Raw genomic sequence first — 25,535 nt, 5'->3', positions numbered from 1 at the left:
TTATGAAACTTGAAAAAATCAGGGTAGAAGTCGTTAATTGTGCCAAAACTTTTCCCGATGGCACACGAGGACTATTACCCACCAACCTGACAATAGAACCGGGCGAAGTGATTGCGCTTCTTGGGCCCTCAGGCTGTGGGAAAACGACGTTGCTGCGCCTGCTGGCAGGACTGGAATCGGCCGATGAGGGAAGTCGCATCGTTTTTGGCGACCAGGATGTCACTCGCCGTCCCGTCGAAAAACGGGGTGTGGGCATGGTGTTTCAGAACTACGCCTTGTTCCCGCAAATGAGCGTTGAGGCCAATATTGGCTACGGGCTCACGATCCGTGGGGTGCCGGCCCATGAACGGCAGAAGGCCGTGGGCGAGCTCATTGACCTGGTCCGCTTAAACGGACTGGAAAAGAAAAGGCCGGCAGAACTCTCCGGCGGACAGCGGCAGCGTGTGGCCCTTGCCCGAGCTGTGGCGGTGCGTCCGCGCATATTGCTTCTGGATGAGCCTTTGGCCGCCCTCGATGCGAAGTTGAAAGAATCACTGCGCGTCGAGCTTGCCGAGCTACTGCGCCGCTTGGGTACGACAGCGGTCCATGTTACGCACGACCAGCAAGAGGCGCTGGCGATCGCGGATCGACTTGCTGTCATGCACGCCGGCACCATCGTCCAGATAGGCGACGGCGAATCCATTTATCGCAAGCCCACCCATCCCTTCGTGGCGCAGTTCCTTGGCCGTGTCAACACCCTGAAACGAGATGCCGATGCGCTTGCAAACGGTGTTCTGCGTCTGGGTGGCAATAGCGTGCCATGCCCCGAAGCCTTGCGCGCACATCATTCGGTGATGCTGCGTCCAGAGGACGTGCAGCTGGGACCGATGCAGGAAGGGTGCGCCCTGGCGCGCGTGGAACAACGCGTGTTTCTTGGTGACCGCGTCCAATTCCGGGTTTCGACGGAAGGTCAGGAACCGTTGCTCGTCGAGATGCACGGCCATAGCCCTTACCAGGTCGGCAACACTGTTGGAATTTCGATAGATCCCGACCGACTCTTACCTACTGTGGAGATATCATCATGACGACGTCCATCGTGCAGCTTACTGATCTGCATATACGCGAACCGGGACGTTTGGCCTATGGACGCCTGGATACGGCGCCCTACCTAAGCACAGCTGTCGACTCCGTGAATGCATTGCGTCAACGCCCAAGCGCAGTGGTCATTACTGGCGATTTGACCGATTTTGGTCGCGCCGCCGAGTACCGCTATCTGCGGCAGTTGCTGGCACCACTGACCATGCCGGTGTACCTGCTTCCAGGCAACCATGACGATCGTGACCAACTGCGCAAAATCTTTCCTGAACACAGCTATCTTGGCGTAGGTAGCTACATTCAATATACGGCAGATATCGATGAGATACGGCTTGTTGTGCTCGACACGAGCACTACCGGACGCAGCGAAGGCGGGCTTTGCAGTGAACGGTTGGACTGGCTGGAAGACGTGTTGGCAGACAGTACCGATAAGCCAGTGGTTATCGCGATGCATCATCCGCCCTTTCGCACGCTGATTGGCCACATGGACGACATCGGCTTGCTTACCGGTGCAGCTGAGCTTGAAGCGATCGTAGCGCGATACCCCAATGTCGAACGCCTGATTTGCGGCCATCTGCATCGGCCGATCGAGGTGCGTTTTGGAAGGACCATCGCCTCGACGGCGCCGTCGCCCGCGCATCAGGTGTCATTGGACCTTGATGACGCCGCGGCGTCGACCTGGACTCTTGAACCCCCGGCGTTTCGTGTCCACGCTTGGGACGACGCTTCTGGACGGCTTGTGACGCACAGCATGCCTACGGGAAATTTCGAAGGACCTTATCCCTTTCACGAGGACGGTGTGCTGATTGACTGAATGCCAGCTCTTGTCTGACTGGTAGAAGCGACGTAAGACAAGAGCTGACCGTAGCCAGTTCAGTTTTCCGGTTTACTCTGGCTGCAGCTTGATTTCCTTGGCCAGGACGCGATACTTGTTTGTCTCAGCCGCCAATAGCTTTTCGGCTTCGACCAGCGTGTTAAGCGGCGCCACTTCCGAGCCGACCGCGGACAACGCTTTGCGTACGGCAGGATCTTTCATCGTGTCGCCAATCGCCTTATGAAGGCGATCCTGAATGTCGGCGGGCGTGCCTTTCTTGACCATAAGGCCCGCCCAAATCTGTTGATTGAAGTCTTGCAGGTTCTTGCCTTCGCCGAACGCGGGAATGGCAGAGTCGAGTTCCCGTCGTTCGCGGCCTACCCAGCCCAATAGTTTTATCCGCTTCTGATCGGCCAGTCCTCGATAGCTGGTGCCATAGGGCAACATCGCAAAATCGACAACGGAACCGCCCAAATCCTGGAGCAGTGGTGCAATGCCCTTGTACGGCACATGCATTACCTTGATATCCGTCTTTTGCGCCATGCTCTCGGTGATGAGGTGGTAAGCCGAACCAATGCCGACACTGCCGTAGTTTAAAGGCCGCCCAGCGCTTTTGGCATAGGCCAGCAGCTCGTCGAGTGAATTGGCTGGGAGGTCTTTGCTGGCAATAAGCACCAATGGATTCAGTGTAAGTTGAGTGAGCATGGTGAAATCTTCGGCACGAACCTTGATAGCCTTATTGGCCAAAGGCGCCAGAATGATTTCATTGGGCGACCCAAGGAACACCATATAGCCGTCGGCGGGCGCATTCAATACCTTCTGCGCGCCTATCGTGCCGCTGGCGCCGCCCAGGTTTTCAACCAGGACGGTTTGCCCCAGCGATTGGCCCAAGGGCCCACTAATCGCTCGCGCGATCGCGTCAGACACGCCTCCGGCGGGATAGGGGACCATCAAGGTGACCGGTTTGTTCGGATAAGCCGATGCCGCGGAAGCCGTAAAGCCTGTGCCGAACATAAGCGATGCAACAAGAAGCTTGCATATCGATTTCATCGTTAATCCTTCAAGGTTAAAAAACGGATTGCTGCCTCTTGTACACATTCGGTTTCCATCATAGAAACCTTAATGCGGTATGAGAAGATGGTATATTTTCCGGGGTGACAACCAAAAGGATTCACCTAGATGAAGGACCATCAGCTAAAGGCGCTTGTTCAAGTATCAGAAAGCGGCTCCATACGGGCCGCCGCCCGCCTCATGAATCTGAGCCAGAGCGCGCTGACCAAGGCGTTGCGCGAATTGGAAGAGGATGTGGGCGCCGAGTTGCTGTTGCGCAGCTACAAGGGAATTGAGTTCACTCCGGCAGGCCGTGTTCTATTGACTCAGGCGCGTTACGCCCTGTCGGCGCTGTCAAGAGCGCGAAACGAAATTCATTTATTGCAGGGTGGAGTGGGCGCTTGCGTTGCCGTGGCGATAACCCCCATGGTGGCGGTGGTGGCGCTGCCGCAGGTGCTCGAGACTTACCAGGCGAGCTACCCTGACGCCGAGCTAAGGCTAACCGAAGGATTTCTTACGCACATTATTCCGGCGCTGGTTGAAGGGCAAATAGATTTTGCCATCGCGATTGCCGACCCCAACGACTTACCGCACGAAATCAGTTTTCAGCAAATTGCGGAGGTGAATGGCGCTGTCGCCGGACGTGTGGGCCATCCTCTCATTTCGGCGCGCAGCTGGGAAGATCTGGCGCAAGCGCGGTGGGTGATGAATATTTCCGCAGGCAGCCATGCCCAGAACCTGGTTGAGTGGCTGGTGCAGGCCGGCCACGGCGCTCCCGCTCACGTGGTCAACTGCAATTCGCCGATGATGATGACCGAAATGATGCGGCGAACCGACCTGCTTGGTTTCGCGCCGGAGCCGCTCCTTCAAGACGCCAAGTTCAGCCTGGGCATGAAGCAGATAGCCGGCCTGCCCATGCCGCCACCCATGGCCTTGGGCTTACTTCATTTGCGTGGCGTGCCCTTGAGCACGGCTGCGAAACCGTTGGCCAGTTTGTTTGTCCGGCACTTGAGTCCCGCCGGTTAAATCTTCGGGAATTGGCATTTCGTTTTCTGAATGGGCCGCTGGCGGTAGCCGGTTGATATATTGACAGGCGAAATCCTGCTGTGCATCATGATACCGACCGTCTAAGCGGTTAAGCGAGCAGCCTCATTTTGTAGCCAAAATATCGGGGGGTGGGTCGGTATGTCTGCAGTGCCAGATATTCTTCAGCGCTTTGAACGGGCGGCCGACGGGGTGGCGGCCTTGAACCGATACCCTTTTGCTGACCGTCGGAAGGCCTGGGCAGAGCGTCTCGGCGTGAATCTGCCAGAGCTTGAACTTCTAGACGGCTTCATCGATGGCGGCAGTTGCCAGTATGTGGCGTCGGCCAACGCGGTCGAATCCGATGGCATCGGGCCGCCAGACGACGCCGTGGGTATGGCGTCAATTGCGAGGGCGGCACATCGTAAAGAAAGCAACATACTTGACCCGGCGCTGCAAGCCCTGCAGGCGGCAACGCAACACGCCCATCTGAACGCATTCATTCAACTGGCCAGTGATGTGCAGCTTGCCGAGCAGGCCCGGGCGGCGGGGTCTGCATCCAAGGCAGGCATGGCGCAGGCCCTGCTTGGGGTACCGATAGGCGTTAAAGACCTGATGGCGGTCAAGGGCTTTGCCCTTACCGGAGGCACCAAGGGCGGCTCGGCTCAACGCAGTTCTAAAAATGCGCTGGCGGTTTCGCGGCTGCGTGATGCCGGCGCATTGATTATCGGTACTACGAATCTGCACGAGCTTGCCTATGGCATTACCAGCGAGAATCCTCATTACGGATTTGTTGGCAACCCACGGGGGTTGGGGTTTATTGCCGGCGGCTCCAGCGGCGGGTCCGCCGCAGTGGTTGCGGCCGGCATTGTGGGCGCTGCCGTGGGCACCGATACGGCCGGATCCATTCGTATCCCAGCCGCTTGCTGCGGTGTGGTGGGTTTCAAGCCCAGCTACGACGTGATTCCCCGCCAGGGCGCCATGGACCTCGGCGCCACCTTGGATCATCTTGGCCCGATTGCGCGGTCGGTGGACGACGCGGCGCTGCTGTTTTCGGTCATGGCCGGGCTGCCAGCTCAGGTGCCTCAACGCTTATCGAGCCTGAAGGGCATGCGCATAGGCGTGCCATCGAATTATTTTTTTGAGCCGCTTGCGCCAGATGTGTTGCGCGCGATGAATGACGCGATGGATCGCATGCGCGCCGATGGCGCTGAACTCGTTCCGATCACGTTGCCAGGTATGGAAAACAGCGCGGCCTTGCAGTTCGTCACGCTATGCAGCGAGGCGACGGCCGTTCACTGGCAACGCCTGGTGCATAGGCCGGAAACGCTGGGGGCTGATGTACGGGTCCGGCTCGAGATCGGACAGTTCTTCCCTGCTATTTGGTATACCCGTGCCCAAGGTATTCGCACTGCGCTGGCCGCCATGTTTCAGTCCACCATGGCTGGAATCGACGTGCTGATTACACCGACGCTGCGAACGACGGCGCCAGCATCCGGCACTAAGTCTCTTATTGTTGGGCAGCAAGAAATGCCCTTGCACGCGGCCATGACGAGCCTGACCTTGCCATTCAATTTGACCGGAATGCCGGCCTTGAGCATGCCCTGCGGTTTGGGCGTTAACGGTTTGCCGGTAGGCCTTCAGCTTGCTGGCGCACGTAGCGACGATTGGAAGGTATTGGCGGTGGCGGCACGCGTCGAGCGCCTGGTGCGCAGCGACGAAAGTTTTATATGAAAGGCGCATTGACATTGAATGGCATACAAGTAACCTTAACCAGTCCGGCCGGCCTGATGTGCGATATAACGCATGCTGCCTGTCTGATCGAACCGAGGCCCGCAATTCCTTAGGCGTTGTGGATTTCGACATCACAGGAGGAGTTCCCATGAGACAACTTCGTTTTGCCATGATCGCGGCTGCCGCAGCGATGTTCAGCATCATCACGCCGACGCAGGCGGCTGACGGTCCCATCGTCATCGGCGTCAGTATTGCGCAGTCGCCGCCCGGGTCCGTCGTTCAAGGTACCCAGGTCAAAGAAGGTGTCGAGATCATCAAGAAAATCATCAATGACAAGGGCGGCGTGCTTGGCCGGCAGTTGAATATTGTCTATGAAGATAATCAGGGAATTCCAGAGAAAGGGCGCGCAGCCACTGAAAAGCTGATCTCGCGCGATAAAGTGGTGGCTGTCACCGGCGGGCACCAAAGTTCGGTATGCCTGGCGGAAATCGAGGTCGCCCATCGCTATAAAGTGCCTTACGTCAATACCAATTGCTGGTCAGACGACATCCGCGCCAAAGGTTATCCGGAAGTTTTCAACCCGGGCAACTACAACACGCGTGTGTCGGCGGCCATGGCCGAGACCATTGCTGCCATGAAGTTGAAAGACGTGGTGGTTTTCGCTGAAAATACCGACTACGGCTTGGGCCAAGCCAAAGTGTTGGGCGAATTTCTAAAAAAACTTGCGCCTGATACCGCCTACAAGTCCATCGCGCTGGATCGCGCAGGTAAAGATTTCACGCCAGCCGTGTTGCCTTTGCGCGCCAATCCGCCACAGATGGTGGTCAACATCATGTTGCCGCCAGCCGCTTATATTCTGATGAATCAGCTGTACGAGCAGGGCGTCGCACCGACGGCCAAAACCTGGTTCTACGATGGGGCGGGTATTGCGGACTATCCGGATTTTTGGCAGAACGTAAAGGAAGCCGGAAAATATATGCTGGCTTTCGGCCTGTACCATCCGCAAATGCCTATGCCGGAAATAGGCCAGCAAGTTGCCAAAATCTACGAACAGCAGGCCAAGCGTGAGCCTAATCGCCTGATTTTCCAGGCGGCCGATTCCGTGCTGCAAATCGCCCGGGCAATCGAAAACGCCAAGTCCACTGACAGTGCTGCCATCATCAAGGCGCTGAAAGACATGGAGTATGAAGGCGTGCGCGGAAAATTCCGTTTCTCGCAAGATCCGGGCTACAGCTATCAACAGTGGGTCGACATTCCCTACGTCACCTACCAGCTCACCGAAATCAATCAGCCGCTTAGCAAGACCACGCTGATCCAAACGTCGGGGCAGGGCCTGCAAACCGACAAACTCGTCAAGCCTGCCAAGTAACAACGGTCATCTTTATGTTGATGTTCCCGCCGGGGCGGCAACAACGCCCCGGCATTGCGGAGGTGCACCGTGCTGGCGCTTGATCTGTTTGTCAATGGACTCATCATCGGTTTGTACTACGCCCTGATGGCCGTGGGGTTGGCGATGATATTCGGCATCCTGAAGGTGGTGAATTTCGCCCATGGCGAGTTCTACATGATAGGGGCGTACACCTACACCCTGGTCGCTCTGGGTCTGGGCGTATCCCCATGGCTCGCATTGCCGATTGCGGCCCTGGCCGGCGCCGCCATAGGCTGGGCTACCGAACGCTGGCTGATGCGCCCGCTATATACCGGATATGGGTCATGGGGACTCATGAAAGATGAATATGCCGTAGTCGTAACGTTTGGCTTGTCGCTGCTGCTTATCAATCTTTTCGACAAGGTAATCGGGCCTTACCCGATGCGCGGCCCCGCTTTATCCGACGTGACCCGCATCAGCATAGGCCCTTTCATGATGAGCGGCCAAAAGCTTATTACGGCTGGCTTGGCCATCGTTCTGCTCACGGCGCTTGCCTTGTTCATCAAGCGATCGCTGTGGGGGCGGCAGATACAGGCGGTCGCGCAGAATCGCTTGGGCGCTTCCATCGCCGGCATTGATACGGCGCGCGCCAGCTGCATCGTCTTTGTAGCGTCCGGCGTCCTGGCGGCGATTGCGGGCGCTTTGCTGGCGCCTGTCATCAATCCCGCGCCGGATGTGGGAGTTTTTCCGGCGATCAAGTCTTACGTGATTGTCGTAATTGGCGGCATGGGGTCCATTCCGGGGAGCATCCTGGCGGCCTTGCTGCTTGGGGTACTGGAAAGCTTTGGCGCGGTATACCTGTCTTATGATTACCGCGATACCTACGGCTTGGTGCTGTTGATTTTGATCCTGCTGTTTCGTCCTCAGGGATTATTCGGCGAACGTGCCCGCGAGGTCTAGCCATGTCGACTGCTCAACATCCCAACTTGCACTCCAGCAAACTGCGCAACGAGCTGCTGCTTAGTTTGATCGTGCTGGGCGTGCTGGCCATTATGCCGTTGATGGTGCATTCTCCATATTGGCTAGGTGTGCTGATCGTCAGCATGTACTTCGCCATCCTTTCTTCGGGCTGGAATCTATTGGCGGGGTATGCGGGCCAGTTCTCACTGGCGCCAGCCGCTTTTGCCATGCTGGGCGGTTACAGCACAGGATTGCTTTCTTACCATCTCAAGGCCCCGATATGGATAGGCCTGCCTATGTCCATCATAATTCCGGGCATCATTGGTCTGGTGCTCGGGCGCATTGTCTTGCGCTTGTCCGGCGCCTATTTGGCGCTGACGACCTTATCGTTTGCCGAAATCATACGGCTGGTTATTTACAACTCCATCGGCTTCACCCGCGGCGATCAGGGGCTGAACGTTCCAACCCTATTCGACAGCCGGTTAGGCTACTACTATGTATTCCTGGCCGCGCTGATCGCTGTGGTGGGGGTGGTGTATTGCGTGTTGCGTATGCCGATGGGGCGATTCCTGCAGGCGATTCGCGACGATGAAATTGGCGCAGCCAGCCGCGGCGTCGATGTGGTGCGTTATAAAACCGTCGCCTTTTTTATTAGCTGCGCCATCTGCGGATTTGCCGGCGGCTTGTATGGAACGTTTGCCAGCCTGGTCAGCCCCGAACTTGGCTTGATCGCACAGACCGGGCTGGTCATTGCCATGGTCGTTATCGGCGGCATGGGTACGTTGGTGGGGCCGTTGATTGGGGCCATGCTGGTATATACCGCGTCGGAATTTCTGCGCGATGTGGGTGGCATACAAATGATCGTGTTCGCCGCTCTGGTGATCATATTTGCGCGCTTCTTCCGCGAAGGTCTGTGGGGCTTGCTTCGACGCTCGTTGTTGCGCCGTTCGGTCGCCGCAAGTAAGGGGGTCTGATGGCATTGATGCAAATTCAAAATATTGAAAAGCGCTTTGGTGGACTGCGTGCCGTCGATGGGGCCAGTATGGAGGTGCGACAAGGCGAACTGCTGGGCTTGATCGGCCCCAACGGTTCGGGTAAGACCACGCTACTTAACGTGCTATCAGGGCACCTGGCCGCAGATAGCGGGTCGGTGCTGCTGGACGGCAAGAGTATCTTGGGGCTGGGCCCCACCCAATTAACCCGCTTGGGCGTATTGCGAATGTTCCAGATGACACGCGTCTTCAATCGCATGAGCGCATTCGACAACCTTGTTGTCTGTGGCCTGGCATTAGGTCTGAACGAGCCCCAGTCGTATGCCCGGGCGACTCAACTGCTGGAGGAACTGAAGCTGACTCCCGTCATGTACCTTGATGCCGGCCAGTTGTCCGGCGGCCAGCGCAAGCTTCTGGAGTTCGGAGCCTGCTTTATGGTCCCTCCTCGTATCGCATTGCTTGACGAGCCTTTTGCAGCCGTTCATCCCATCATGAAGGAGACGATGTCCGGTTTCATACGCCGGCGCAACGAGGCGGGACAAACCTTTATTTTGGTCAGCCATGATATGCCCGTGATCGTCGACCTGTGCCCACGCTGTGTTTGCATGAACGCCGGCAAGGTGCTGGCCGAAGGTACGACGCACGACGTTCTGCGGTCGGCCGCGGTCATCGAAGCGTATCTGGGTGAAGAGGCCGCCGAGGAGCAGGACCATGTCTGATGTCTTGCTTGAACTAGATGGCGTCACTTCCGGCTATATGGGCGACATCGACGTTTTGCGTAATGTGTCGCTTACCATACGGCAGGGTTATATCAGCGGGCTGATCGGCCTGAATGGCGCAGGTAAATCAACGCTGTTCAAGACCATCTACGGGTTTCTAAAGCCCAAGTCCGGCACCATACGGTTGCAGGGCACCGATATCTCAGGTAAAGAGCCGCACGCGCTGATCGATGACGGCCTTTGGTATATCCCCCAGGAATCCAGCCTGTTCCCGTACCTGAGCGTAGAAGAGAACTTGCGCCTTCCACTGGAGGGCCGGCGCGGCAAATTTGGGGCGGTCATAGAACAGCGCTTCGACGAGACACTGGCTCGCTTCCCCATTTTGAGAGAAAAGCTCAAAGCGCAGGCTGGCGACTTGTCGGGCGGCCAGCAAAAGTCGCTGGAGTTTGCCAAGGCCTATATGGTGCAGCCGCGGGTCTGCCTGATCGATGAGCCCAGCATCGGTTTGGCGCCCAAGGTGGCGGTTGAGGTGTTCCAGTGGATAAAGGCCTTTGCGGAATCGGGCATGGGTATATTGCTGGTCGACCACAACGTGCGGCGCGTGGTCGCGATGTCCGATCATATTTACGTGATGAGTTTGGGTGAAATTACCGCATCCGGCTCGCCGGAGGACTTCCAGGGCGACCTGCATGCGCAGGTGCGGGAGTGGCTGGGCATCAATTTCTGAGCCTTTCTAAATAAGCCCCGCTGGCGAAGCCAGGCTTATCACATTGTTCGATACGTTTTCTAATGCATAAAGCCGTGAGGTAAACTCACTGCGCTGCGACCCATGGGGTTGCCGGCGGCGCGACCGGCCAAGCCGTCTGGATAAACCGCCAAGGCACGGAATCGGCAGACATCTTCATCGACACATCAGAAAGCAACAGGAGTGACACATATGCACAGATTGATTCGGGCTGGCTTGGCGGCCGCCTTGGCTTTGAGCGTTTCGGTACCCGCCTTGGCAGCCGAGAAATGGCCGTCCAAACCCTTGACGCTGGTGGTGCCTTTTGGGCCCGGCTCCAGCCCCGACATGATGTCCAGGGTGATTGCGGAACAAGCGGCAAAGGACTTGGGCCAGGCTATCGTCGTACAGAACCGTCCTGGCGCGAGCGGTAACCTGGGTACCTCGGTTATCGCCAAAGCGGCACCGGATGGCTACACTTTTGGTGTTTCCATTACCGGCCCGATGGTGAACAACACGGTGCTGTACGACAATCTTCCTTATGATCCCAAGAAAGATCTGTCGCCCTTGACGCTGGGCGTGCACCAACCGAATATTCTGGTCGTGCCGGGTAACTCGCCAATCAAATCGGTCAGCGATTTGACGAAGGCCATGCAGGCACCGAACGCGATCAATAACTTCCCATCGACTGGCGCCGGTACGGTTTCACATCTATCGGTCGAGCTCCTGCTTGAGCGGGTGGGCGGAAAGGCGGTTCATGTGCCTTACGCTTCGTCCCCGGCAGCGGTCACTTCGCTATTGTCAGGCGACACCAATTTTGCAGCCTTGCCGCCGATTGCGGTAATGTCCATGATCAAGGATGGCCGTTTGCGTCCACTGGCCGTGGTCTCCAGCCAGCGCGCAAGCTTCTTGCCTGAGGTTCCGACGCTTGCCGAGCAAGGGCTTGCCGGAATCGAAGGGTCGGGCTGGATCGGTTTTGTAGCGCCATCGGGTGTGCCAGACGACATCAAACGCCAGTTAAGCGTTGCGCTGATTACTGCCATCAAGCATCCGGAAGTCCAGGCTCGCCTGAAAACGCAGTTCATGGAACCGGTGGGCAATCAGCCTGCGGAATTCGCCCAGTATATGGACGAAGAGCTCCAGCGCTGGAAACCCTTAATTAAACGCTTGAACCTTAGCGTGAACTGATCGCTTTTTGCGCAGGGTATACGCCGTTTCATGAAAGAAGCCCGCTTAAAGCGGGCTTCTTCTATTGGTGCAACGGCCGTGTCAGCGTCCTAGCTGATGGCCCGCATGAAGGTTTCCATTTTGGTGGCGGTCTCTTTGATCTCGCTTTCAGGATCAGAGCCAGCCACGGTTCCGGCCCCCGCATACAGACGCAGCTTGCTGCCTCCGTCGTGAAGGGCGCAGCGCAAGGTCAGTGCCCATTCACCGTCGCCGTTAGCCAATTGCCAGCCCACCAGGCCCGCAAAGTAACCGCGGTCGAATGGTTCAATATCGCGGATATGGCCAAAGGCGGTTGCCGTAGGATGACCACAAATCGCGGGTGTGGGGTGCAGGGCGAGCGACAAGTCCAGCGCCGTCATGGTGGTGTCGCTCAGGCGCCCGGTAATGTAGGTGGACAGGTGCCACAGCGTGTCGGTGCCGATGACCGAAGGGCCGTCGGGCACATCGAGTTCGTCGCAGTGCATGCGCAGGATGCGAACGATGTCGCTGACAACATAGCCATGCTCGCGTAAGTCTTTCTCGGATCGGGCCAGGCCGTCCTTTAACGCTTGGTCGGTTTCGGCATCACTATTCCTGCCAATTGAACCGGCTAGAGGGTTGACGTAGATGCGGTCGCCTTCCCGGCGCACCAGAAGCTCGGGGCTAGCGCCAACCATGACGCCAGTTGGCGCGGCATCGGCACCGTCGGCCCAGACCGGGACAGCGAAGGTGTAGCCATGGGCGTTGCGGCTGAGCAAGTCCGGCAGCAGACGTGTGTAGTCGACGGGACGGTCCAGCTGCACGTCCATGGCCCGCGAAAGCACGACTTTCTTTAGCTCGCCCTGGTCAAATAAGCCTAGCGCCTTGCGCACCATGTCGCCATATTGTTCCGGAGCCGGTACCGGCTCGCGCGACACGACTTGGGGGCGAGTCTGTTGAGGAGGCAAGTCGCTGGCGGCGACAGAAGCTTTGGGCGGAATGCCGGCACTTGTATGCTTTACAGGAATCGCCAAGCTGGCAGCGTTGGCAACATCGAATGGAACCAATCCGAACATGACTGGAGCCTGCACACCTTGCTGGCTAGCCTGTTCAAACAGCGCCTTAACGACGTCGCGGCTGACTGCTTGGTAGGCGGATACCACGCCGTCTTTAGCACAGGCGCGATATTGCTTGTCGGGCGAGGCAAAGAAAAAATCGCCCACTGCGAAGTTGTCCACAAGCCATTGGTCACCAGTCGATCCGGGCTGGACCGATACGTTTTGCGTCGCAGCAATAGCTGGCGTTTCTATCGTCATTTCGTTACACCTAATATTTTTAAAACCCGCCAGAAGGTATCAGAAAAGCGGGAGCAGTTCAATTCGCGCCGCTGGGCGGACGAGTCGGGCAATCCGATTCGTAAACTTACGAGTCAGCGAGTCTCTCGCGTGTGCCACACTCGTAGTATGTAGATCGTTTGGGCCTGGATTTCGTAGCGTATCTCATACTGTCCAACGAGAATCCGGCGCACTTCGCGGGGTTCAAATTGAAAGAGCTGCTCACCAATACGTGGATTGGTCAGCAAAATGGTTGGGGCTTTCGTTAGCGCTTGCATGGCACGCGTCGCCGCGCCTTTATTCACCAGTGCCAGAAATTCGTAGAGTCGCACCAAATCGGAGAGTGCCTTATTGGTCCACTTTAGCTCCATCAGCGTGGCGCCGGAAGCACTTCTTCGGTGCCAAGGCTATCGGCCCACGCCTGGACGGCCTGGTGGTCGATGATCTGGCCCGCATCAACGTCCGACAGCGCTTCATGTGTCAGGCGGTCGCGTTCTTCCTCCTGAGCGATCCATGAAGTCAATGCTTGTTTCATGATCCAGCCTCGTGATCGCTCGAGGCGTGCGGCCAAATGGTCCAGTTTTTCTGCCAGCGGTATAGGAATATGTGCCGTCAATACACGGGTGTCAGGTTTAGGCATTTTGAAATCCTCCGTGGCTGCAGTAACGACTGATTTAGCGCGCAAGAAGGAAGGGTGAGCAATGGGCGCCCGTCTTTTGTCATGCGTCGATTCATATTAGATCATAATGATTAAACATGAATCGACTACATGTGACGATACACCTAATGCGCCCCAAGGCTACATTTTCACGCCGGCATCTTTAATTGTTTTTTCCCACAGGCCAAGCTCTTTTTCCATATGCTGGCCAAATTCTTCCGGGGTGGACGCGACCACGTCATAGCCGAAACCGTTGAGTTGCTGGGTGGTCGCGGGTACGCGTGCAGCGTTGGCGAAGGCCTTGTTCAGCTTATCGATCACGGGTCTGGGTGTACCGGCCGGGGCCAGGATGCCGTACCAGCCATTGACGACAAAGTCAGGGAAGCCCGACTCTTTCACGGTCGGAACGTCGGGTAGTAAGGGCGAGCGATTGGCGCCGGTAACGGCCAATGGTTTTAGTTTGTTGGCTTTTACTTGGGGCAGCGAGGTGGAGATGCTGTCGAACATCAGCGATACGTCGCCTGCAAGCAGTGCCACGACAGCCGGGCCGCTTCCTTTATAGGGAATGTGCAGCATTTTGATGCCCGCTGTCGCCTTGAACATCTCAGCGGCCAGGTGGCTGGTGTTGCCGTTGCCCGCCGACGCGAAAGTCAGCTTGTCGGGGTTCTTTTTTGCATAGGCGACCAGCTCCTGAATAGTGTTGGCTGGTGTGGCAAATGGCGCCGCGACCAGCAGGGGCAAGGTAGCAACCAGCGACACGGGGGCGAAATCCTTGCGCGTGTCGTAGGGCAGATCGGGATACAGATTGGGATTGATGGCATGCGCCGCCAACACCATCAGTATGGTGTGCCCGTCGGGCTTGGACCGGGCCAGTTGTGACGTTGCGATCGTGCCGCCTGCGCCGGCCTTGTATTCCAGCACAACCGGCTGGCCCAGCTCTTTCTGTAATTGCGCCGTCAGGGGGCGGGCCAGCATGTCGGCGCTGCCACCAGGAGGATAAGGGATCAGCAGCTTGATGGGTTGACTGGGGAAGTCTTGCGCGTGCAGTGCGCCACCCACCAGCAAGGCCGTAACGGCCGCAAATCGACGAATGAATCTGGTTGTGTTCATGGTCTTGTCTCTCCTGGGATGCAAAGCGGGTCTGGTGCCCGCCTGTACGGTTGACGATTTACACGAGTTCGGGTTCCCCGTTGCTGTTCAGCGAAATGGTCTTCATTTCGGGCGATGCATACAGCGGCGCGCCGGTTTTCTTTTGGAGTTCGTCCAGGCTCAGACCTTGGGCGATGGCACGAACAATGAACTTGCCGTCTTTTACATCGACAATGGCAATATCGGTATATACAGAGTTGACCACCCCTACGCCAGTCAATGGGTAAGAGCAACTGGCCAATAATTTGGGTTCGCCGAGCTTGGTGGTGTAATCCATCATGATCAGTACGCGTTTGGCGCCCACGGCAAGATCCATGGCCCCGCCGATGGCGGGGATGGCGTCTTCGGCGTCGGTGATCCAGTTGGCCAGGTCGCCGTTGGGGGCTACCTGGAAGCCACCCAAGATGGAGAAATCCAGATGGCCGCCGCGCATCATGGCAAACGATATGGTGTGCTCGGTGATCGATGCGCCTGGCAGCAATGTGACCGGAATGCGGCTGGCATTGATCAGGTCCAGATCTATTTCCTCGTCGATGGCGGCCTTGCCCATGCCGAGAATGCCATTTTCACTATGCAGCAGAATCTCGCGATCGGCGGGCAAGTAGTCGGCCACCAGGGTGGGCATGCCGATGCCCAGATTGACAATCGAACCATCCGGAATGTCTTGTGCCACGAGTTGCGCAATTTGCTTGCGGTTTAGCGATACGGATTCATTCATGATTGCTTGCCTGCCAATACGACGGAGTGAACAAAGATGGCCTGCGTCATGACTTGTTCGGGCGGTATGTCGCCCGCCTGAACGATGGAATCGACTTGAGCGATAGTGTGACGCGCTGCCATGCACATGACGGGGTTGAAGTTGCGGGCTGCCAGCCGATAGGTCAGGTTCCCCAGACGATCACCCTGATACGCCCGGATCAGGGCGAAATCAGCCGATAGCGGCTGTTCAAGCACGTAGCCTTTGCCGTCGACAATACGGGTTTCCTTGCCTTCGGCTACGCGTGTTCCATATCCGGTAGGGGTAAAGAAGGGCCCCAGCCCGGCGCCGGCAGCGCGCATGCGCTCTGCCAACGTGCCTTGCGGTACGCATTCGAGTTCGACCTGGCCCGCCCGGTAAGCCTTGGCGAAGATTTCGGCATTGGGCGGGCGGGGGTGTGAACAGATGACCTTGCGGACTCGGCCTGCGGCCACCAATGCCGCAATGCCGCGTTCGCCTGCACCCGCGTTGTTGCTGACAACCGTCAGTTCGCGCGTGCCCTGATCAAGCACGGCATCGATGAGCTCGAAGGGGATGCCTGTGTCGCCAAAGCCTCCGATCAGGACCGTCGCCCCATCAGGAATGAGCTGCACGGCCTCGGCCAGCGAAGATTTGATCTTGTTAATCATTTAGTTTCCAGCAGATAGGTTGGCCGCTTTAACGGTTTGTTCCCAGCGTGCACGTTCACCGTCGATAAATGTAGCGAATTCTGCGGGACTATTGCCACCAGCCTTGCCGCCCATACCCTGAAAACGGGTCTGGATTTCAGGAGAGGCAAGCACCGTTTTGGCGCTGGCATAAATCTTGTCGATCACGTCTTGTGGAGTTCCCTTCGGAGCCAGCAAACCGAACCAGGCCGTCACCACCATGTCGGGCACGCCAGCCTCGGCCATGGTTGGGACGTCAGGCAATTCGGCGACGCGCTCATTGCTGGTTACCGCCAGCGCACGGAACTTGCCCGCCTTGATAAATGACAGGGAGCTTGGCAGGTTGTCGATCATGAAGGTGTACTGGTTACCCAATAATGCCGTGACAGCCGGGCCAGCACCCTTGTATGCGACGTGGGTGGCGTCGATGCCGGCACGCTGCTTGAACATTTCGGCCGACAGATGTGGCGACTGGCCCGTACCGGAACTGCCGAACGTGCCGGTGTCGGGTTTGTCCTTGATCATTGTGATGAGATCTTTGACGTTCTTGGCCGGCGAATCGGCATTGACGACCAGCACGTTGGGTACCGAAATGACCAGCGTAATAGGAACGAAATCCTCCGGCGTATAGGGCAGCTTCTTGTACATGCTGTAGTTGATGGCGTTGGGCCCGATATTGCCCATGATCAACGTATAGCCATCTGGCGCCGAACGCACAAGTTGTTGCGTACCGACAATGCCTGCCGCGCCAGCCTTGTTCTCGATGACGACGGTGGTGCCCAGACTTTGGCCGAGTTTGTCGCCGATCAGGCGGGCCGCCATATCGGTCGTACCGCCCGGAGCGGCCGGAACAATAATGGTGATGGGTTTCTCGGGCCAGGCGGCATGTGCGCATAGCGGAAGGGCAAGGGCGGTCGCGGCCAGAAGCTGTGTAAGACGGAAGGATTTCATGGTTGGCTCCTTGGTGTTTTATTGCAGCTTAAAGTGCTGCTTGTGTGCCCAGTATGGCGGTGGACTGGCTGGACAATGTCCCGCCGTTTCCATGTACCAAGGCGATCTCGGCGCCTTCGATCTGGCGGTCGCCGCAAGCGGCACGTAACTGCCTGACCGCTTCGATCATGATAAAAATGCCGTACATCCCCGGGTGTATGCACGATAGGCCGCCACCGTTGGTATTGACTGGTAGTCGGCCCCCGGGGGCAATGCCGCCATTGCTGACGAAGTCGCCGCCTTCGCCTTTTTTGCAAAAGCCCAAATCTTCCAGGAACAAAATCGTATTGATGGTGAAGGCATCGTAGACTTCGACCACGTCAATGTCTTTAGGGGTAAGCCCAGCCATTTCGAAAGCGAGCCGCCCGGACTGTTGCGCAGCCGTGATGGTCAGGTCGGCCATCGATGAAATCTGCCTGTTCCATACTGCAGTGGAATTGCCCAATACATATACCGGTTTTTGCTTCATGTCTTTGGCGCGATCGGCTCGCACCAGTACATAGGCGCCTGCACCGTCGGTGACCAAGCAGCAGTCTCGAACCGAGAGGGGATCCGACACCATGCGCGACGACAATACTTCTTCGATTGTCAGTGGGTCGCGCTGGGTCGCTTCCGGATTTAACTGCGCCCATTGGCGCGCCGCAACGGCGACTTCGGCCAGGTGTTCGCGACGCGTACCGTATTGATGCATGTGACGCGCAGCGACCAGTGCATATGAACTTAAGGGGTTCAGCGGATGGTACGGAGCCTCGTAGGGTTGCGGGTCGAGCTTGCGCCTGGCATTGCCGATTTCGGCGCGGCCGACCGTCGAAGTGCGTTGTGTGCTGCCGTAGCAAACCAGTACCGCGTTGCACTGGCCTGATTCCAGCGCTTGAATGGCGGGCATGAGGTGGGCCACAAAACTGGAGCCGCCCAGCATGGTGCTGTCGATGAACGTAGGCTTGATTCCCAGGTGTTCAATGACCGGCATGGCCCACATGGTGGCTGACACGCTCGCCGTAGCGATGCCGTCGATATCCTGCATGGTAAGGCCGGCGTCGGCGACGGCACGATGTGCGGCCTGAACCAGGATTTCCATTTCGGTATAGCCATGGGCCTGTCCCAGGCCAGCTTGTCCTACACCGGCGATGGCGACGGCTCCGCGGAGTTTCTTGTCTATCATTATTTGGTCTCCGCTTTGACAAATACCACGATTTTTCCTGAGTCTGCGTCTTTCACTTGGGCTGTTACGGGCATGCCGATGGTGACGGATTCGGGCGCCAGGTCGTCAACGCGCGACATCATGCGCGGGCCTTCGGCCAGGTCGATGAGTGCAACGTTATAGTCGCCGCCTTGTTCCGCTTTACGCCTTACAACGGTTGTCGAATACACCGTGCCTTTTCCCGATGGAGCAAACCATTCAAGGCTGTCCGAACCGCAGTGGGGGCAGATCATGCGAGGGTAGAAGATTCCGCTGGCACACGACTGGCAGCGTTGGATCACGAAATTGCCTAGCTCGAGCTGGTCGCGATAATACTTATCGGCGCCTACAGCCGGCGATGATGTTGCATCCGACATGCTTGTTTGTCCTCCAATAGTTAGCGAACCATTGTCCGCCTGCTATTGGCGTAAGGGCAATCTCGTTTTTGTTAGGTCTGTGTTTTGCCCATATTAAGTGGGGTCTGGATTCTCATTCACTTAATGCCGCGTTAAGTGGCTCTTTTCAAAAATGAAGTTGAAGCCAATAGTGATTTCCTCTACTGTGATTAGCCATGCGCCATACTGGGCGCCGTACCGGATTCATGTGCCACGGCAGGGCCAGGTGCTCGTCGAGCGGCAAGACACATCACAGGAGATACAGGAAATGAGCCAGATCGTAGCGGGCAAGGTAGCCGTAGTAACTGGAGCAGGCGGCGGCATCGGTAAAGGAATTGCCCTGGCGCTGGCCGCCTCGGGCGCGCAGGTCGTGGTCAACGACATCAGCGCAGCGGCTGCTCAAGGCGTGGTCGATGAGATCAAGGCGGCGGGCGGACAGGCGCTGGCCAATTCCGACAGTGTCGCCGGCCGGGAAAGCGCTGAACATATTGTCCAGGCCGCTATCGATGTTTATGGGAAAATAGACATCATCGTCAATAACGCCGGTAACTTGCGCGATCGCTTGTTTCACAAGATGAGCGAGGACGAATGGTCGCAGGTGCTGGACGTGCATTTGAACGGTTCGTTCTACGTCAGCCGTGCCGCTGCCCCTTATTTCCGTGAACAGGAATCGGGTTCCTACATACATATGACTTCAACGTCGGGTCTGATCGGCAATTTTGGCCAGGCGAATTATTCGGCCGCCAAGATGGGCATCGTGGGTTTGTCCAAGTCGATTGCCCTTGATATGTCGCGTTTCCATGTTCGTTCCAATTGCATTGCACCCTTTGCATGGACCAGCATGACCAGTTCCATTCCGGCCGAAACGCCAGATGAAAAAGCACGCGTGCTGAAGCTGCAGAAGATGGAAGCGGGCAAGATCGCTCCTCTGGTGGTGTATCTGGGCAGCGATGCGGCCAGCGAAGTCACGGCTCAGATTTTCGCCGTTCGCGCCAACGAGATCATGCTGTTCAGCCAGCCGCGCCCGGTGCGCTCCGTGCATATGTCTACCGGCTGGACACCCGAAGCGATCGCGGAGATCGCGGTGCCCGCCATGAAGAACGATTTCTACAAGCTGGAACGTTCGCCCGAAGTGATAGGCTGGGATCCTATCTAAGGGGGCGGCCATGGCACTGGATTATGATCTGATCAAGGCGTGGAAATTCGCCGATGTGCGCCAAACGTACACACAAAAAGATGCCATTCTGTACGCGCTAAGCATAGGCCTGGGGCAGGATCCCCTGGACGAAGCACAGCTGGCGTTTGTTTACGAGGCTCGTCTTAAGGTATTCCCCACGATGGCAGCCGTACTGGGATATCCGGGATTTTGGATGCAAGACCCCAAGGCGAAGATCACGTGGGTAAAGTTGGTGCACGGCGAACAGCGCATGAGCTTTCACCGGCCGTTTCCCGTTGAGGGCGAGGTGATAGGCCGCAGCCGGGTGTCGCACGTTATCGATAAGGGAAGCGATAAAGGCGCACTGGTCGTTGTAGAGCGCAAACTGTACAACGCTGCCGACGAAACCTTGCTCGCAACGGTGGAACAGACCACCTTCTGCAGGGCCGATGGCGGTTTCGGCAAGGGCGACCAAGCCCCTGAAGCATTGCCCAAAGTTCCTGAAAGGCGTCCGGACCACGTGTGCGAGCTGCCAACGTTGCCGCAGGCTGCATTGTTGTACCGCCTTAATGCCGATCCTAATCCCTTGCATGTGGATCCCGGCGTCGCCCGCGAGGCCGGTTACCCTAAGCCTATATTGCATGGCTTGTGCACCTATGGTGTTGCGGCGCATGCGCTGGTCAAAACCTTATGCGCATACGATGCTGCTCGTCTTACTTATTTGAATACGCGCTTTTCTGCGCCCGTTTATCCAGGCGAGACATTGATAGTTGAAATCTGGGATGGCGGCGCTGGTACAGTGCAGTTTCAAGCCAAGGTCGCCGAGCGCGACATCGTGGTGTTAAGTAACGGAGTTGCAGGAGTGAAAAATGAGTGAACGTTTGGCGCCACTGGACGGCATAAAAGTGCTGGACCTGTCTCGAGTATTGGCCGGCCCATGGTGCAGCCAGAACCTTGCCGATTTAGGGGCGGACGTCTATAAGGTCGAGCGTCCGGGTTCGGGTGATGACACCCGCGGCTGGGGGCCGCCGTATCTGAAAGATGCTAACGGCGCCGACACGGGCGAGGCAGCCTATTATCTGAGCACCAACCGGAACAAGCGGTCAATCGCCATTGATATCGCCAGTCCCGAAGGCGCTGAGCTGGTCAGGGAAATGGCGGCCAAATGCGATATCCTGGTCGAAAACTTCAAGGTCGGGGGTCTGAAGAAATATGGACTTGATTACGACACGCTGAAAGCTATCAATCCGCGCTTGATCTATTGCTCGATTACCGGTTTTGGCCAGACTGGCCCCATGGCGTCATTGCCCGGATACGACTTCATGATCCAGGGCATGGGCGGCCTGATGAGCATCACGGGCGAGCGCGATGACTTGCCAGGCGGCGGGCCGCAAAAGGCCGGCGTCGCGGTCACCGACCTCATCACCGGTATGTATGCGACGGTGGCCATCATGGGTGCCTTGCAGGAAAGGAATCGCAGCGGCCTGGGGCAGTTTATTGATGTTGCTCTGCTGGATTGCCATGTGGCGATGCTGGCGAACCAGAATTTGAACTACATGACTTCCGGGGTGGCCCCCAAGCGCGCCGGTAATGCGCATCAGAATGTGGTTCCGTATCAAGTGTTTGCTTCGAGCGATGGGCACCTTATTGTCGCAACGGGTAATGACTCCCAGTACCGCGCCTATTGTCAGGTCATCGGCAGGCCTGATCTGGCCACGAATCCTGATTACGTGACGAATAGCCAGCGGCTGATCAATCGAGTGGTTCTGATCAAAGAGCTGGAATCCATCATGCGAACGCGAACCCGCGACGAGTGGATTTCGGCTCTGCAGGGTGCCGGGGTTCCATGTGGCCCCATCAATAACATCGAGCAGGTCTTCGCCAGCCCGCAAGTCAAGGCGCGCGAAATCTGGAAGACGTTGCCACACCCGACAGCGGGGACGGCACCCACCACGGCCAACCCGATTCGTTATTCAGAGACGCCTATTCAATACCGGATGGCGCCCCCATTGCTTGGCCAGCATACCGAGGAAATCCTCAGCGAGCTGGGCCTGGCAAGCAAAGGCCGCGCGTCCTGATCTGCATCTAGCGCGGTTGAGCCGCTTAATCAACACTGGAAGTTGGAGGAGACCTTTATGAAAACCATCACTAGGCGCCAGGCGCTTGCAGGAATAGCGCTGGGAGCACTTGCTGCAGCCGCGCCCATGTCGACTGTTTGGGCGGCAGACGCTGCCTGGCCGCAGCGCGCCGTCAACTTTATTGTTCCGTTTCCGCCGGGTGGCCCGGTGGATACCGCCGCCCGTTTTGTCACCAAGCCGCTGGGGGAAATGTGGGGTAAACCGGCTGTGGTCGATAATCGGGCCGGCGCTGGCGGTATCGTTGCTGCGCGGCATGCGGCCAAAGAAAAGCCCGACGGCTATTCTTTTTTCTTTCCCGCTATCCATCATTCCGTATTGCCCAGTCTGCGCCAAGACCTGGGTTACGACATACAAAAGGATTTCGAGCCCGTGGGCTCGGTAGCCCGATTCCCGATCATTCTGGTGGTGCATCCGTCCTTGCCGGTAAGCAACGTCAAGGAATTGATCAGCTACGCTAAAGAGCACCCGAACAAAGTGTCGTTCAGCTCTTCCGGGACAGGGGGCGGCACGCACTTGGCCGGAGAGCTGTTCAACAGTCTGGCTGGCGTCAAGTTGCAGCACATTCCCTATCGTGGAAGCGCCCCTGCGATGCAGGATCTCGTAGGCGGCCAGGTCCAGGTCATGTTTGCCGATGCGCCGTCAGCCTTGCCGTTCATCAAGTCGGGCCATATTAAGGCGCTGGGGGTTGGCAACCCAGAGCGCTCGCCGCTCGCCCCCGGCGTTCCAACCATTGCCGAGGCTGGTGTACCCAACTACGAAGCGTATTCGTGGTCGGGGTTGATGGCGCCAAAAGGTACTCCTCAGGCTATCATCAAGAAGCTCAATCAGGATCTGGTCACGGTCTTGAAGGATCCCGCTGTGGGCCCGGCAATGGCCGCAGCCGGGGCTGAGCCCATGCCAGGAACGCCAGAGGACTTCGCCAAATTTCTGGACAACGAAATCAACAAGTGGGCGAAAGTGATCAAGGACGCCAACATCAAGGTGGATTAATGCGCCGCATTGGTAAATCCAGCCAGGGCAAGCCATAAAAAAAGCTTCCGATTCGCCATTCACATCTGGCATCGGAAGCTTTTTTACACCCGGGCTAAACCGCGGGCGGACTGCTTTAGTTAGCCTGGATATTGGCTTTCTTGATGACGTCGTCCCACATGGCGTACTCGCGCTTCACTTTGGCCTTGAGATCGGCACCGTTGGTAAGATTGATGGTGTAACCACCGGCCTCCATCGACTTGATGAATTCAGGATTCTTTGCAATATTCTTTAAGGCGGTCTCGAGTCGTTCGTGAATGTTGGCCGGCAAATTCTTCGGGCCGATCAGCGCATACCATCCTGTGACTTCGTAGTCTTTGACGCCGGCTTCTATCATGGTGGGCACGTCGGGCAGGCCGGCATTGCGTTCACGCGACGTCACGGCCAGCGCGCGTACTTTGCCGCTTTCGATGTATTGAATAGCGGTGCTGGTAATGTCGAACATAAAGGTGATTTTTCCGCCAATGACATCGATCATTGCCGGCGAATTGCCACGGTATGGCACATGCAGCATCTCGGTGCCCGTTTTTTGCTTAAGCAATTCGGCCGAAAGGTGGTTCGATCCACCCACGCCGGCTGATCCAAACGATACCGCATTCGGATTTTTCTTGGCATAAGCAACCAGTTCGGAAACGCTTTTTACCGGTATATCTTTGTTGATGACCAGGACATTGGTGTAATTCAGGATATTGCCTATATAGGTAAAGTCCTCGTTCAGGTCAATCTTGGTGTTCTTTTGAATTAGCGGTGTAATGGTCAGGGTGGGGCTGGCGACAAAGTTGATCGTGTAGCCGTCGGGTTGCGCGCGAAAGGTCGATTCGGCGGCAATCATGCCGCTTGCACCAGTGCGGTTTTCAACGATTACGCTTTGCTTGAGTTCATCACCCAGGTACTTGGCAAATGTGCGGGCGGTGGTGTCAACTGGGCCGCCAGGTGAATAGCCGACCACTAGCTTGATGGGCTGCGCTGGCCACGTCGACTGCGCCTGCACATTGGCTACAGTAATAATGCTGCTGGCCAGAAAGAGCATGGCGTTCAATTTCATGTAAGTGTCTCCGGTTCTTTTAAAAGTAGTAGTCAAACATGATGCCGCTTCAGTCTCCCTGCAATTCTATTCCTTGGCAATTTCGTTTTGGTGAACAGGGGCTTTTGCGCTTTTGTTCTTCAGGATGCTGTTTGTAATACATGAAGACGGGCTTTCGAAATGCGGTATTGTTCAAGTGCATCGTAACTGGTTAGATTCGATGCTAAAGGAGAATTGCTATGGATTTGACCTGGAACGAGCACGAACTTGCATTCCGAGAAGAAGTCCGGGATTTTGTCCAGACAGAATTGCCGGCCGACATTCGTGCAAAGGTGTTCAAGCATCAGCGTCTGGATAAAGACGATTACCTTCGGTGGCATCGCATCCTTGCCCGCAAGGGTTGGGGCGCTCCGACCTGGCCGGTCGAGTTTGGCGGCACCGGTTGGGGTCCCTTGCAGCGGCTGATCTTCGAAATCGAATGTTCCAAGGGCGGGGCGCCACGATTGCTGCCTTTCGGTTTAGGCATGATCGGGCCGGTCCTGATTAAATACGGTAGCAAGGAACTACAAGAACGCTTTCTGCCGCGGATGCTGACGGTTGAAGATTGGTGGTGCCAGGGTTATTCCGAGCCCGGCTCGGGTTCCGATCTGGCCTCGCTCAAAACACGCGCGACCCGAACCGCCGAAGGCTACGTGGTCAACGGGCAAAAAACCTGGACCACACTGGGGCAGTACGCAGATTGGATGTTCTGCCTGGCGCGCACGGATCCCGAGGCCAAGCCCCAGCGCGGCATCTCTTTGCTGTTGATTGACCTGCGTCAGCCTGGCGTTACGGTGCGGCCCATTCGTACGCTGGACGGCGGTGTCGATGTCAACGAAGTGTGGCTCGACGATGTCAAGGTCTCGTTCGAGAACCTGGTCGGCCAAGAGAACGAAGGTTGGACTTATGCCAAGTATTTGCTGGGTCACGAACGTACGGGTATTGCCGGTATAGGCCATTGTCACCGCGAATTGCAAATACTGAAAAATATAGCGGCAGAAACGCTGGTTGATGGCAGGCCAGCAAACCAGAACACGCGGCTTAAGGAAAAAATAGTTCGTATCGAGATCGATATCCTGGCGCTGGAAATGTTGCTGTTGCGTGTGGCAACCAACAGCGACCAGGGCCCTGGGCCGCAGGCGTCAATACTGAAAATTCGCGGCTCAGAGATCCAGCAGGATCTTGCCATGCTGCAACTGGAAGTCATGGGGATCGACGCCTGGCCGTACGACCCCAGCTGGATGGAATCCGACGCAGACATCTTCGGACCGGGCCCTGAGTTCGCCGCAGCGGCATCGGCCGGCTATTTCGATATGCGTAAAACCACGATTTATGGGGGAACCACCGAAGTGCAAAAGACCATCATTGCCAAGATGATTCTTGGACTGTGATCGC

Annotated in this window: 26 protein-coding genes; 15 read left to right on the top strand and 11 right to left on the bottom strand. The window is 57.0% G+C overall.

What is annotated here, in order from left to right; translation table 11 throughout:
• The first annotated feature begins 2 nt into the window (after nucleotides 1-2).
• Both EKL30_RS14135 and EKL30_RS14130 read left to right on the top strand, forming a co-directional pair.
• Nucleotides 3-1,064, top strand: a complete 1,062-nt coding sequence (locus EKL30_RS14135; protein ID WP_126707870.1) for an ABC transporter ATP-binding protein — start codon at nucleotides 3-5, stop codon at nucleotides 1,062-1,064.
• Complete coding sequence (locus EKL30_RS14130) at nucleotides 1,061-1,888, top strand: phosphodiesterase (RefSeq protein WP_126707869.1); 828 nt, start codon at nucleotides 1,061-1,063, stop codon at nucleotides 1,886-1,888. The genes EKL30_RS14135 and EKL30_RS14130 overlap by 4 nt, the downstream gene beginning before the upstream one ends.
• 72 nt (nucleotides 1,889-1,960) lie before the next feature.
• Here the strand turns inward: EKL30_RS14130 and EKL30_RS14125 are convergent, their stop codons facing one another.
• Nucleotides 1,961-2,938 (bottom strand): tripartite tricarboxylate transporter substrate binding protein, encoded by a 978-nt coding sequence (locus EKL30_RS14125; protein WP_126707868.1) that lies wholly within the window; start codon nucleotides 2,936-2,938, stop codon nucleotides 1,961-1,963.
• Between the two features lie 129 nt (nucleotides 2,939-3,067).
• On the opposite strand from EKL30_RS14125, the gene EKL30_RS14120 reads away from it, so the two are divergent.
• From EKL30_RS14120 to EKL30_RS14085, 8 genes are all read left to right on the top strand, one after another.
• Nucleotides 3,068-3,964 carry a LysR substrate-binding domain-containing protein gene (locus EKL30_RS14120; RefSeq protein ID WP_126707867.1) on the top strand — a complete coding sequence of 299 codons (897 nt, stop codon included), beginning with the start codon at nucleotides 3,068-3,070 and terminating at the stop codon, nucleotides 3,962-3,964.
• 159 nt (nucleotides 3,965-4,123) lie between these two features.
• Nucleotides 4,124-5,695 carry an amidase gene (locus tag EKL30_RS14115; RefSeq protein ID WP_126707866.1) on the top strand — a complete coding sequence of 524 codons (1,572 nt, stop codon included), beginning with the start codon at nucleotides 4,124-4,126 and terminating at the stop codon, nucleotides 5,693-5,695.
• 148 nt (nucleotides 5,696-5,843) lie between these two features.
• Nucleotides 5,844-7,064, top strand: coding sequence for an ABC transporter substrate-binding protein (locus EKL30_RS14110; RefSeq protein WP_126707865.1), 1,221 nt, complete (start codon nucleotides 5,844-5,846; stop codon nucleotides 7,062-7,064).
• Between the two features lie 69 nt (nucleotides 7,065-7,133).
• Nucleotides 7,134-8,024 carry a branched-chain amino acid ABC transporter permease gene (locus tag EKL30_RS14105; RefSeq protein WP_126707864.1) on the top strand — a complete coding sequence of 297 codons (891 nt, stop codon included), beginning with the start codon at nucleotides 7,134-7,136 and terminating at the stop codon, nucleotides 8,022-8,024.
• 2 nt (nucleotides 8,025-8,026) lie between these two features.
• Nucleotides 8,027-8,998, top strand: coding sequence for a branched-chain amino acid ABC transporter permease (locus EKL30_RS14100; RefSeq protein ID WP_126707863.1), 972 nt, complete (start codon nucleotides 8,027-8,029; stop codon nucleotides 8,996-8,998).
• Nucleotides 8,998-9,735 carry an ABC transporter ATP-binding protein gene (locus EKL30_RS14095; protein WP_126707862.1) on the top strand — a complete coding sequence of 246 codons (738 nt, stop codon included), beginning with the start codon at nucleotides 8,998-9,000 and terminating at the stop codon, nucleotides 9,733-9,735. Before EKL30_RS14100 ends, EKL30_RS14095 begins: the two co-directional genes overlap by 1 nt.
• On the top strand, nucleotides 9,728-10,462 hold the full coding sequence (locus EKL30_RS14090) for an ABC transporter ATP-binding protein (RefSeq protein WP_126707861.1): 735 nt from the start codon (nucleotides 9,728-9,730) through the stop codon (nucleotides 10,460-10,462). The genes EKL30_RS14095 and EKL30_RS14090 overlap by 8 nt, the downstream gene beginning before the upstream one ends.
• Before the next feature lie 210 nt (nucleotides 10,463-10,672).
• Nucleotides 10,673-11,647 (top strand): tripartite tricarboxylate transporter substrate binding protein, encoded by a 975-nt coding sequence (locus EKL30_RS14085; RefSeq protein WP_126707860.1) that lies wholly within the window; start codon nucleotides 10,673-10,675, stop codon nucleotides 11,645-11,647.
• 89 nt (nucleotides 11,648-11,736) lie between these two features.
• Here EKL30_RS14085 and EKL30_RS14080 read toward each other — a convergent pair whose 3' ends face one another.
• From EKL30_RS14080 to EKL30_RS14040, 9 genes are all read right to left on the bottom strand, one after another.
• Nucleotides 11,737-12,960: an isochorismate synthase MenF gene (locus EKL30_RS14080; protein ID WP_233583136.1), complete on the bottom strand. Its 1,224-nt coding sequence runs from the start codon at nucleotides 12,958-12,960 to the stop codon at nucleotides 11,737-11,739.
• Between the two features lie 113 nt (nucleotides 12,961-13,073).
• On the bottom strand, nucleotides 13,074-13,349 hold the full coding sequence (locus EKL30_RS14075) for a type II toxin-antitoxin system RelE/ParE family toxin (protein WP_126707859.1): 276 nt from the start codon (nucleotides 13,347-13,349) through the stop codon (nucleotides 13,074-13,076).
• A complete protein-coding gene (locus EKL30_RS14070; protein WP_126707858.1) occupies nucleotides 13,349-13,618 on the bottom strand; it encodes a CopG family ribbon-helix-helix protein in 270 nt (89 codons plus the stop codon). The genes EKL30_RS14075 and EKL30_RS14070 overlap by 1 nt, the downstream gene beginning before the upstream one ends.
• A gap of 159 nt (nucleotides 13,619-13,777) precedes the next feature.
• Nucleotides 13,778-14,746 (bottom strand): tripartite tricarboxylate transporter substrate binding protein, encoded by a 969-nt coding sequence (locus tag EKL30_RS14065; RefSeq protein ID WP_126707857.1) that lies wholly within the window; start codon nucleotides 14,744-14,746, stop codon nucleotides 13,778-13,780.
• A gap of 58 nt (nucleotides 14,747-14,804) precedes the next feature.
• A complete protein-coding gene (locus tag EKL30_RS14060; RefSeq protein WP_126707856.1) occupies nucleotides 14,805-15,503 on the bottom strand; it encodes a 3-oxoacid CoA-transferase subunit B in 699 nt (232 codons plus the stop codon).
• Nucleotides 15,500-16,171: a 3-oxoacid CoA-transferase subunit A gene (locus tag EKL30_RS14055; protein ID WP_126707855.1), complete on the bottom strand. Its 672-nt coding sequence runs from the start codon at nucleotides 16,169-16,171 to the stop codon at nucleotides 15,500-15,502. Before EKL30_RS14055 ends, EKL30_RS14060 begins: the two co-directional genes overlap by 4 nt.
• The gene (locus EKL30_RS14050) at nucleotides 16,172-17,140 is read right to left on the bottom strand and encodes a tripartite tricarboxylate transporter substrate binding protein (RefSeq protein WP_126707854.1); all 969 of its coding nucleotides are present in this window, start codon (nucleotides 17,138-17,140) and stop codon (nucleotides 16,172-16,174) included. It abuts the gene before it with no gap.
• Nucleotides 17,141-17,168: 28 nt separating this feature from the next.
• Nucleotides 17,169-18,341 (bottom strand): thiolase, encoded by a 1,173-nt coding sequence (locus EKL30_RS14045; RefSeq protein WP_126707853.1) that lies wholly within the window; start codon nucleotides 18,339-18,341, stop codon nucleotides 17,169-17,171.
• A complete protein-coding gene (locus tag EKL30_RS14040; RefSeq protein ID WP_126707852.1) occupies nucleotides 18,341-18,736 on the bottom strand; it encodes a Zn-ribbon domain-containing OB-fold protein in 396 nt (131 codons plus the stop codon). The genes EKL30_RS14045 and EKL30_RS14040 overlap by 1 nt, the downstream gene beginning before the upstream one ends.
• A 286-nt stretch (nucleotides 18,737-19,022) precedes the next feature.
• Between EKL30_RS14040 and EKL30_RS14035 the strand changes: the two genes are divergently transcribed.
• From EKL30_RS14035 to EKL30_RS14020, 4 genes are read left to right on the top strand one after another with little or no spacing between them, the layout of a single operon-like run.
• Complete coding sequence (locus EKL30_RS14035; protein WP_126707851.1) at nucleotides 19,023-19,910, top strand: SDR family NAD(P)-dependent oxidoreductase; 888 nt, start codon at nucleotides 19,023-19,025, stop codon at nucleotides 19,908-19,910.
• A 10-nt stretch (nucleotides 19,911-19,920) separates the two neighbouring features.
• Nucleotides 19,921-20,787, top strand: a complete 867-nt coding sequence (locus EKL30_RS14030) for a MaoC/PaaZ C-terminal domain-containing protein (protein ID WP_126707850.1) — start codon at nucleotides 19,921-19,923, stop codon at nucleotides 20,785-20,787.
• Nucleotides 20,780-21,988, top strand: coding sequence for a CaiB/BaiF CoA-transferase family protein (locus EKL30_RS14025; protein WP_126707849.1), 1,209 nt, complete (start codon nucleotides 20,780-20,782; stop codon nucleotides 21,986-21,988). Before EKL30_RS14030 ends, EKL30_RS14025 begins: the two co-directional genes overlap by 8 nt.
• Before the next feature lie 57 nt (nucleotides 21,989-22,045).
• Nucleotides 22,046-23,038 carry a tripartite tricarboxylate transporter substrate binding protein gene (locus EKL30_RS14020; RefSeq protein ID WP_126707848.1) on the top strand — a complete coding sequence of 331 codons (993 nt, stop codon included), beginning with the start codon at nucleotides 22,046-22,048 and terminating at the stop codon, nucleotides 23,036-23,038.
• A gap of 115 nt (nucleotides 23,039-23,153) precedes the next feature.
• On the opposite strand, the gene EKL30_RS14015 is transcribed toward EKL30_RS14020, so the two are convergent.
• The gene (locus tag EKL30_RS14015) at nucleotides 23,154-24,122 is read right to left on the bottom strand and encodes a tripartite tricarboxylate transporter substrate binding protein (protein WP_126707847.1); all 969 of its coding nucleotides are present in this window, start codon (nucleotides 24,120-24,122) and stop codon (nucleotides 23,154-23,156) included.
• Between the two features lie 218 nt (nucleotides 24,123-24,340).
• On the opposite strand from EKL30_RS14015, the gene EKL30_RS14010 reads away from it, so the two are divergent.
• Complete coding sequence (locus EKL30_RS14010) at nucleotides 24,341-25,531, top strand: acyl-CoA dehydrogenase family protein (protein ID WP_126707846.1); 1,191 nt, start codon at nucleotides 24,341-24,343, stop codon at nucleotides 25,529-25,531.
• The last annotated feature ends 4 nt before the right edge of the window (nucleotides 25,532-25,535 follow it).

The organism is Candidimonas sp. SYP-B2681 (assembly GCF_003971065.1).
In the GTDB taxonomy this organism is placed as follows: domain Bacteria; phylum Pseudomonadota; class Gammaproteobacteria; order Burkholderiales; family Burkholderiaceae_B; genus Pollutimonas.
This window is presented reverse-complemented; position numbering and strand designations above follow the sequence as displayed.

What these genes read in the sequence shown, in the direction of transcription:
- EKL30_RS14135 (WP_126707870.1), top strand. Translation starts at nt 3, where the DNA reads ATGAAACTTGAAAAAATCAGGGTAGAAGTCGTTAATTGTGCCAAAACT.
- EKL30_RS14130 (WP_126707869.1), top strand. Translation starts at nt 1,061, where the DNA reads ATGACGACGTCCATCGTGCAGCTTACTGATCTGCATATACGCGAACCG.
- EKL30_RS14125 (WP_126707868.1), bottom strand. Translation starts at nt 2,938, where the DNA reads ATGAAATCGATATGCAAGCTTCTTGTTGCATCGCTTATGTTCGGCACA.
- EKL30_RS14120 (WP_126707867.1), top strand. Translation starts at nt 3,068, where the DNA reads ATGAAGGACCATCAGCTAAAGGCGCTTGTTCAAGTATCAGAAAGCGGC.
- EKL30_RS14115 (WP_126707866.1), top strand. Translation starts at nt 4,124, where the DNA reads ATGTCTGCAGTGCCAGATATTCTTCAGCGCTTTGAACGGGCGGCCGAC.
- EKL30_RS14110 (WP_126707865.1), top strand. Translation starts at nt 5,844, where the DNA reads ATGAGACAACTTCGTTTTGCCATGATCGCGGCTGCCGCAGCGATGTTC.
- EKL30_RS14100 (WP_126707863.1), top strand. Translation starts at nt 8,027, where the DNA reads ATGTCGACTGCTCAACATCCCAACTTGCACTCCAGCAAACTGCGCAAC.
- EKL30_RS14095 (WP_126707862.1), top strand. Translation starts at nt 8,998, where the DNA reads ATGGCATTGATGCAAATTCAAAATATTGAAAAGCGCTTTGGTGGACTG.
- EKL30_RS14090 (WP_126707861.1), top strand. Translation starts at nt 9,728, where the DNA reads ATGTCTGATGTCTTGCTTGAACTAGATGGCGTCACTTCCGGCTATATG.
- EKL30_RS14085 (WP_126707860.1), top strand. Translation starts at nt 10,673, where the DNA reads ATGCACAGATTGATTCGGGCTGGCTTGGCGGCCGCCTTGGCTTTGAGC.
- EKL30_RS14080 (WP_233583136.1), bottom strand. Translation starts at nt 12,960, where the DNA reads ATGACGATAGAAACGCCAGCTATTGCTGCGACGCAAAACGTATCGGTC.
- EKL30_RS14075 (WP_126707859.1), bottom strand. Translation starts at nt 13,349, where the DNA reads ATGGAGCTAAAGTGGACCAATAAGGCACTCTCCGATTTGGTGCGACTC.
- EKL30_RS14070 (WP_126707858.1), bottom strand. Translation starts at nt 13,618, where the DNA reads ATGCCTAAACCTGACACCCGTGTATTGACGGCACATATTCCTATACCG.
- EKL30_RS14065 (WP_126707857.1), bottom strand. Translation starts at nt 14,746, where the DNA reads ATGAACACAACCAGATTCATTCGTCGATTTGCGGCCGTTACGGCCTTG.
- EKL30_RS14060 (WP_126707856.1), bottom strand. Translation starts at nt 15,503, where the DNA reads ATGAATGAATCCGTATCGCTAAACCGCAAGCAAATTGCGCAACTCGTG.
- EKL30_RS14055 (WP_126707855.1), bottom strand. Translation starts at nt 16,171, where the DNA reads ATGATTAACAAGATCAAATCTTCGCTGGCCGAGGCCGTGCAGCTCATT.
- EKL30_RS14050 (WP_126707854.1), bottom strand. Translation starts at nt 17,140, where the DNA reads ATGAAATCCTTCCGTCTTACACAGCTTCTGGCCGCGACCGCCCTTGCC.
- EKL30_RS14045 (WP_126707853.1), bottom strand. Translation starts at nt 18,341, where the DNA reads ATGATAGACAAGAAACTCCGCGGAGCCGTCGCCATCGCCGGTGTAGGA.
- EKL30_RS14040 (WP_126707852.1), bottom strand. Translation starts at nt 18,736, where the DNA reads ATGTCGGATGCAACATCATCGCCGGCTGTAGGCGCCGATAAGTATTAT.
- EKL30_RS14035 (WP_126707851.1), top strand. Translation starts at nt 19,023, where the DNA reads ATGAGCCAGATCGTAGCGGGCAAGGTAGCCGTAGTAACTGGAGCAGGC.
- EKL30_RS14030 (WP_126707850.1), top strand. Translation starts at nt 19,921, where the DNA reads ATGGCACTGGATTATGATCTGATCAAGGCGTGGAAATTCGCCGATGTG.
- EKL30_RS14025 (WP_126707849.1), top strand. Translation starts at nt 20,780, where the DNA reads ATGAGTGAACGTTTGGCGCCACTGGACGGCATAAAAGTGCTGGACCTG.
- EKL30_RS14020 (WP_126707848.1), top strand. Translation starts at nt 22,046, where the DNA reads ATGAAAACCATCACTAGGCGCCAGGCGCTTGCAGGAATAGCGCTGGGA.
- EKL30_RS14015 (WP_126707847.1), bottom strand. Translation starts at nt 24,122, where the DNA reads ATGAAATTGAACGCCATGCTCTTTCTGGCCAGCAGCATTATTACTGTA.
- EKL30_RS14010 (WP_126707846.1), top strand. Translation starts at nt 24,341, where the DNA reads ATGGATTTGACCTGGAACGAGCACGAACTTGCATTCCGAGAAGAAGTC.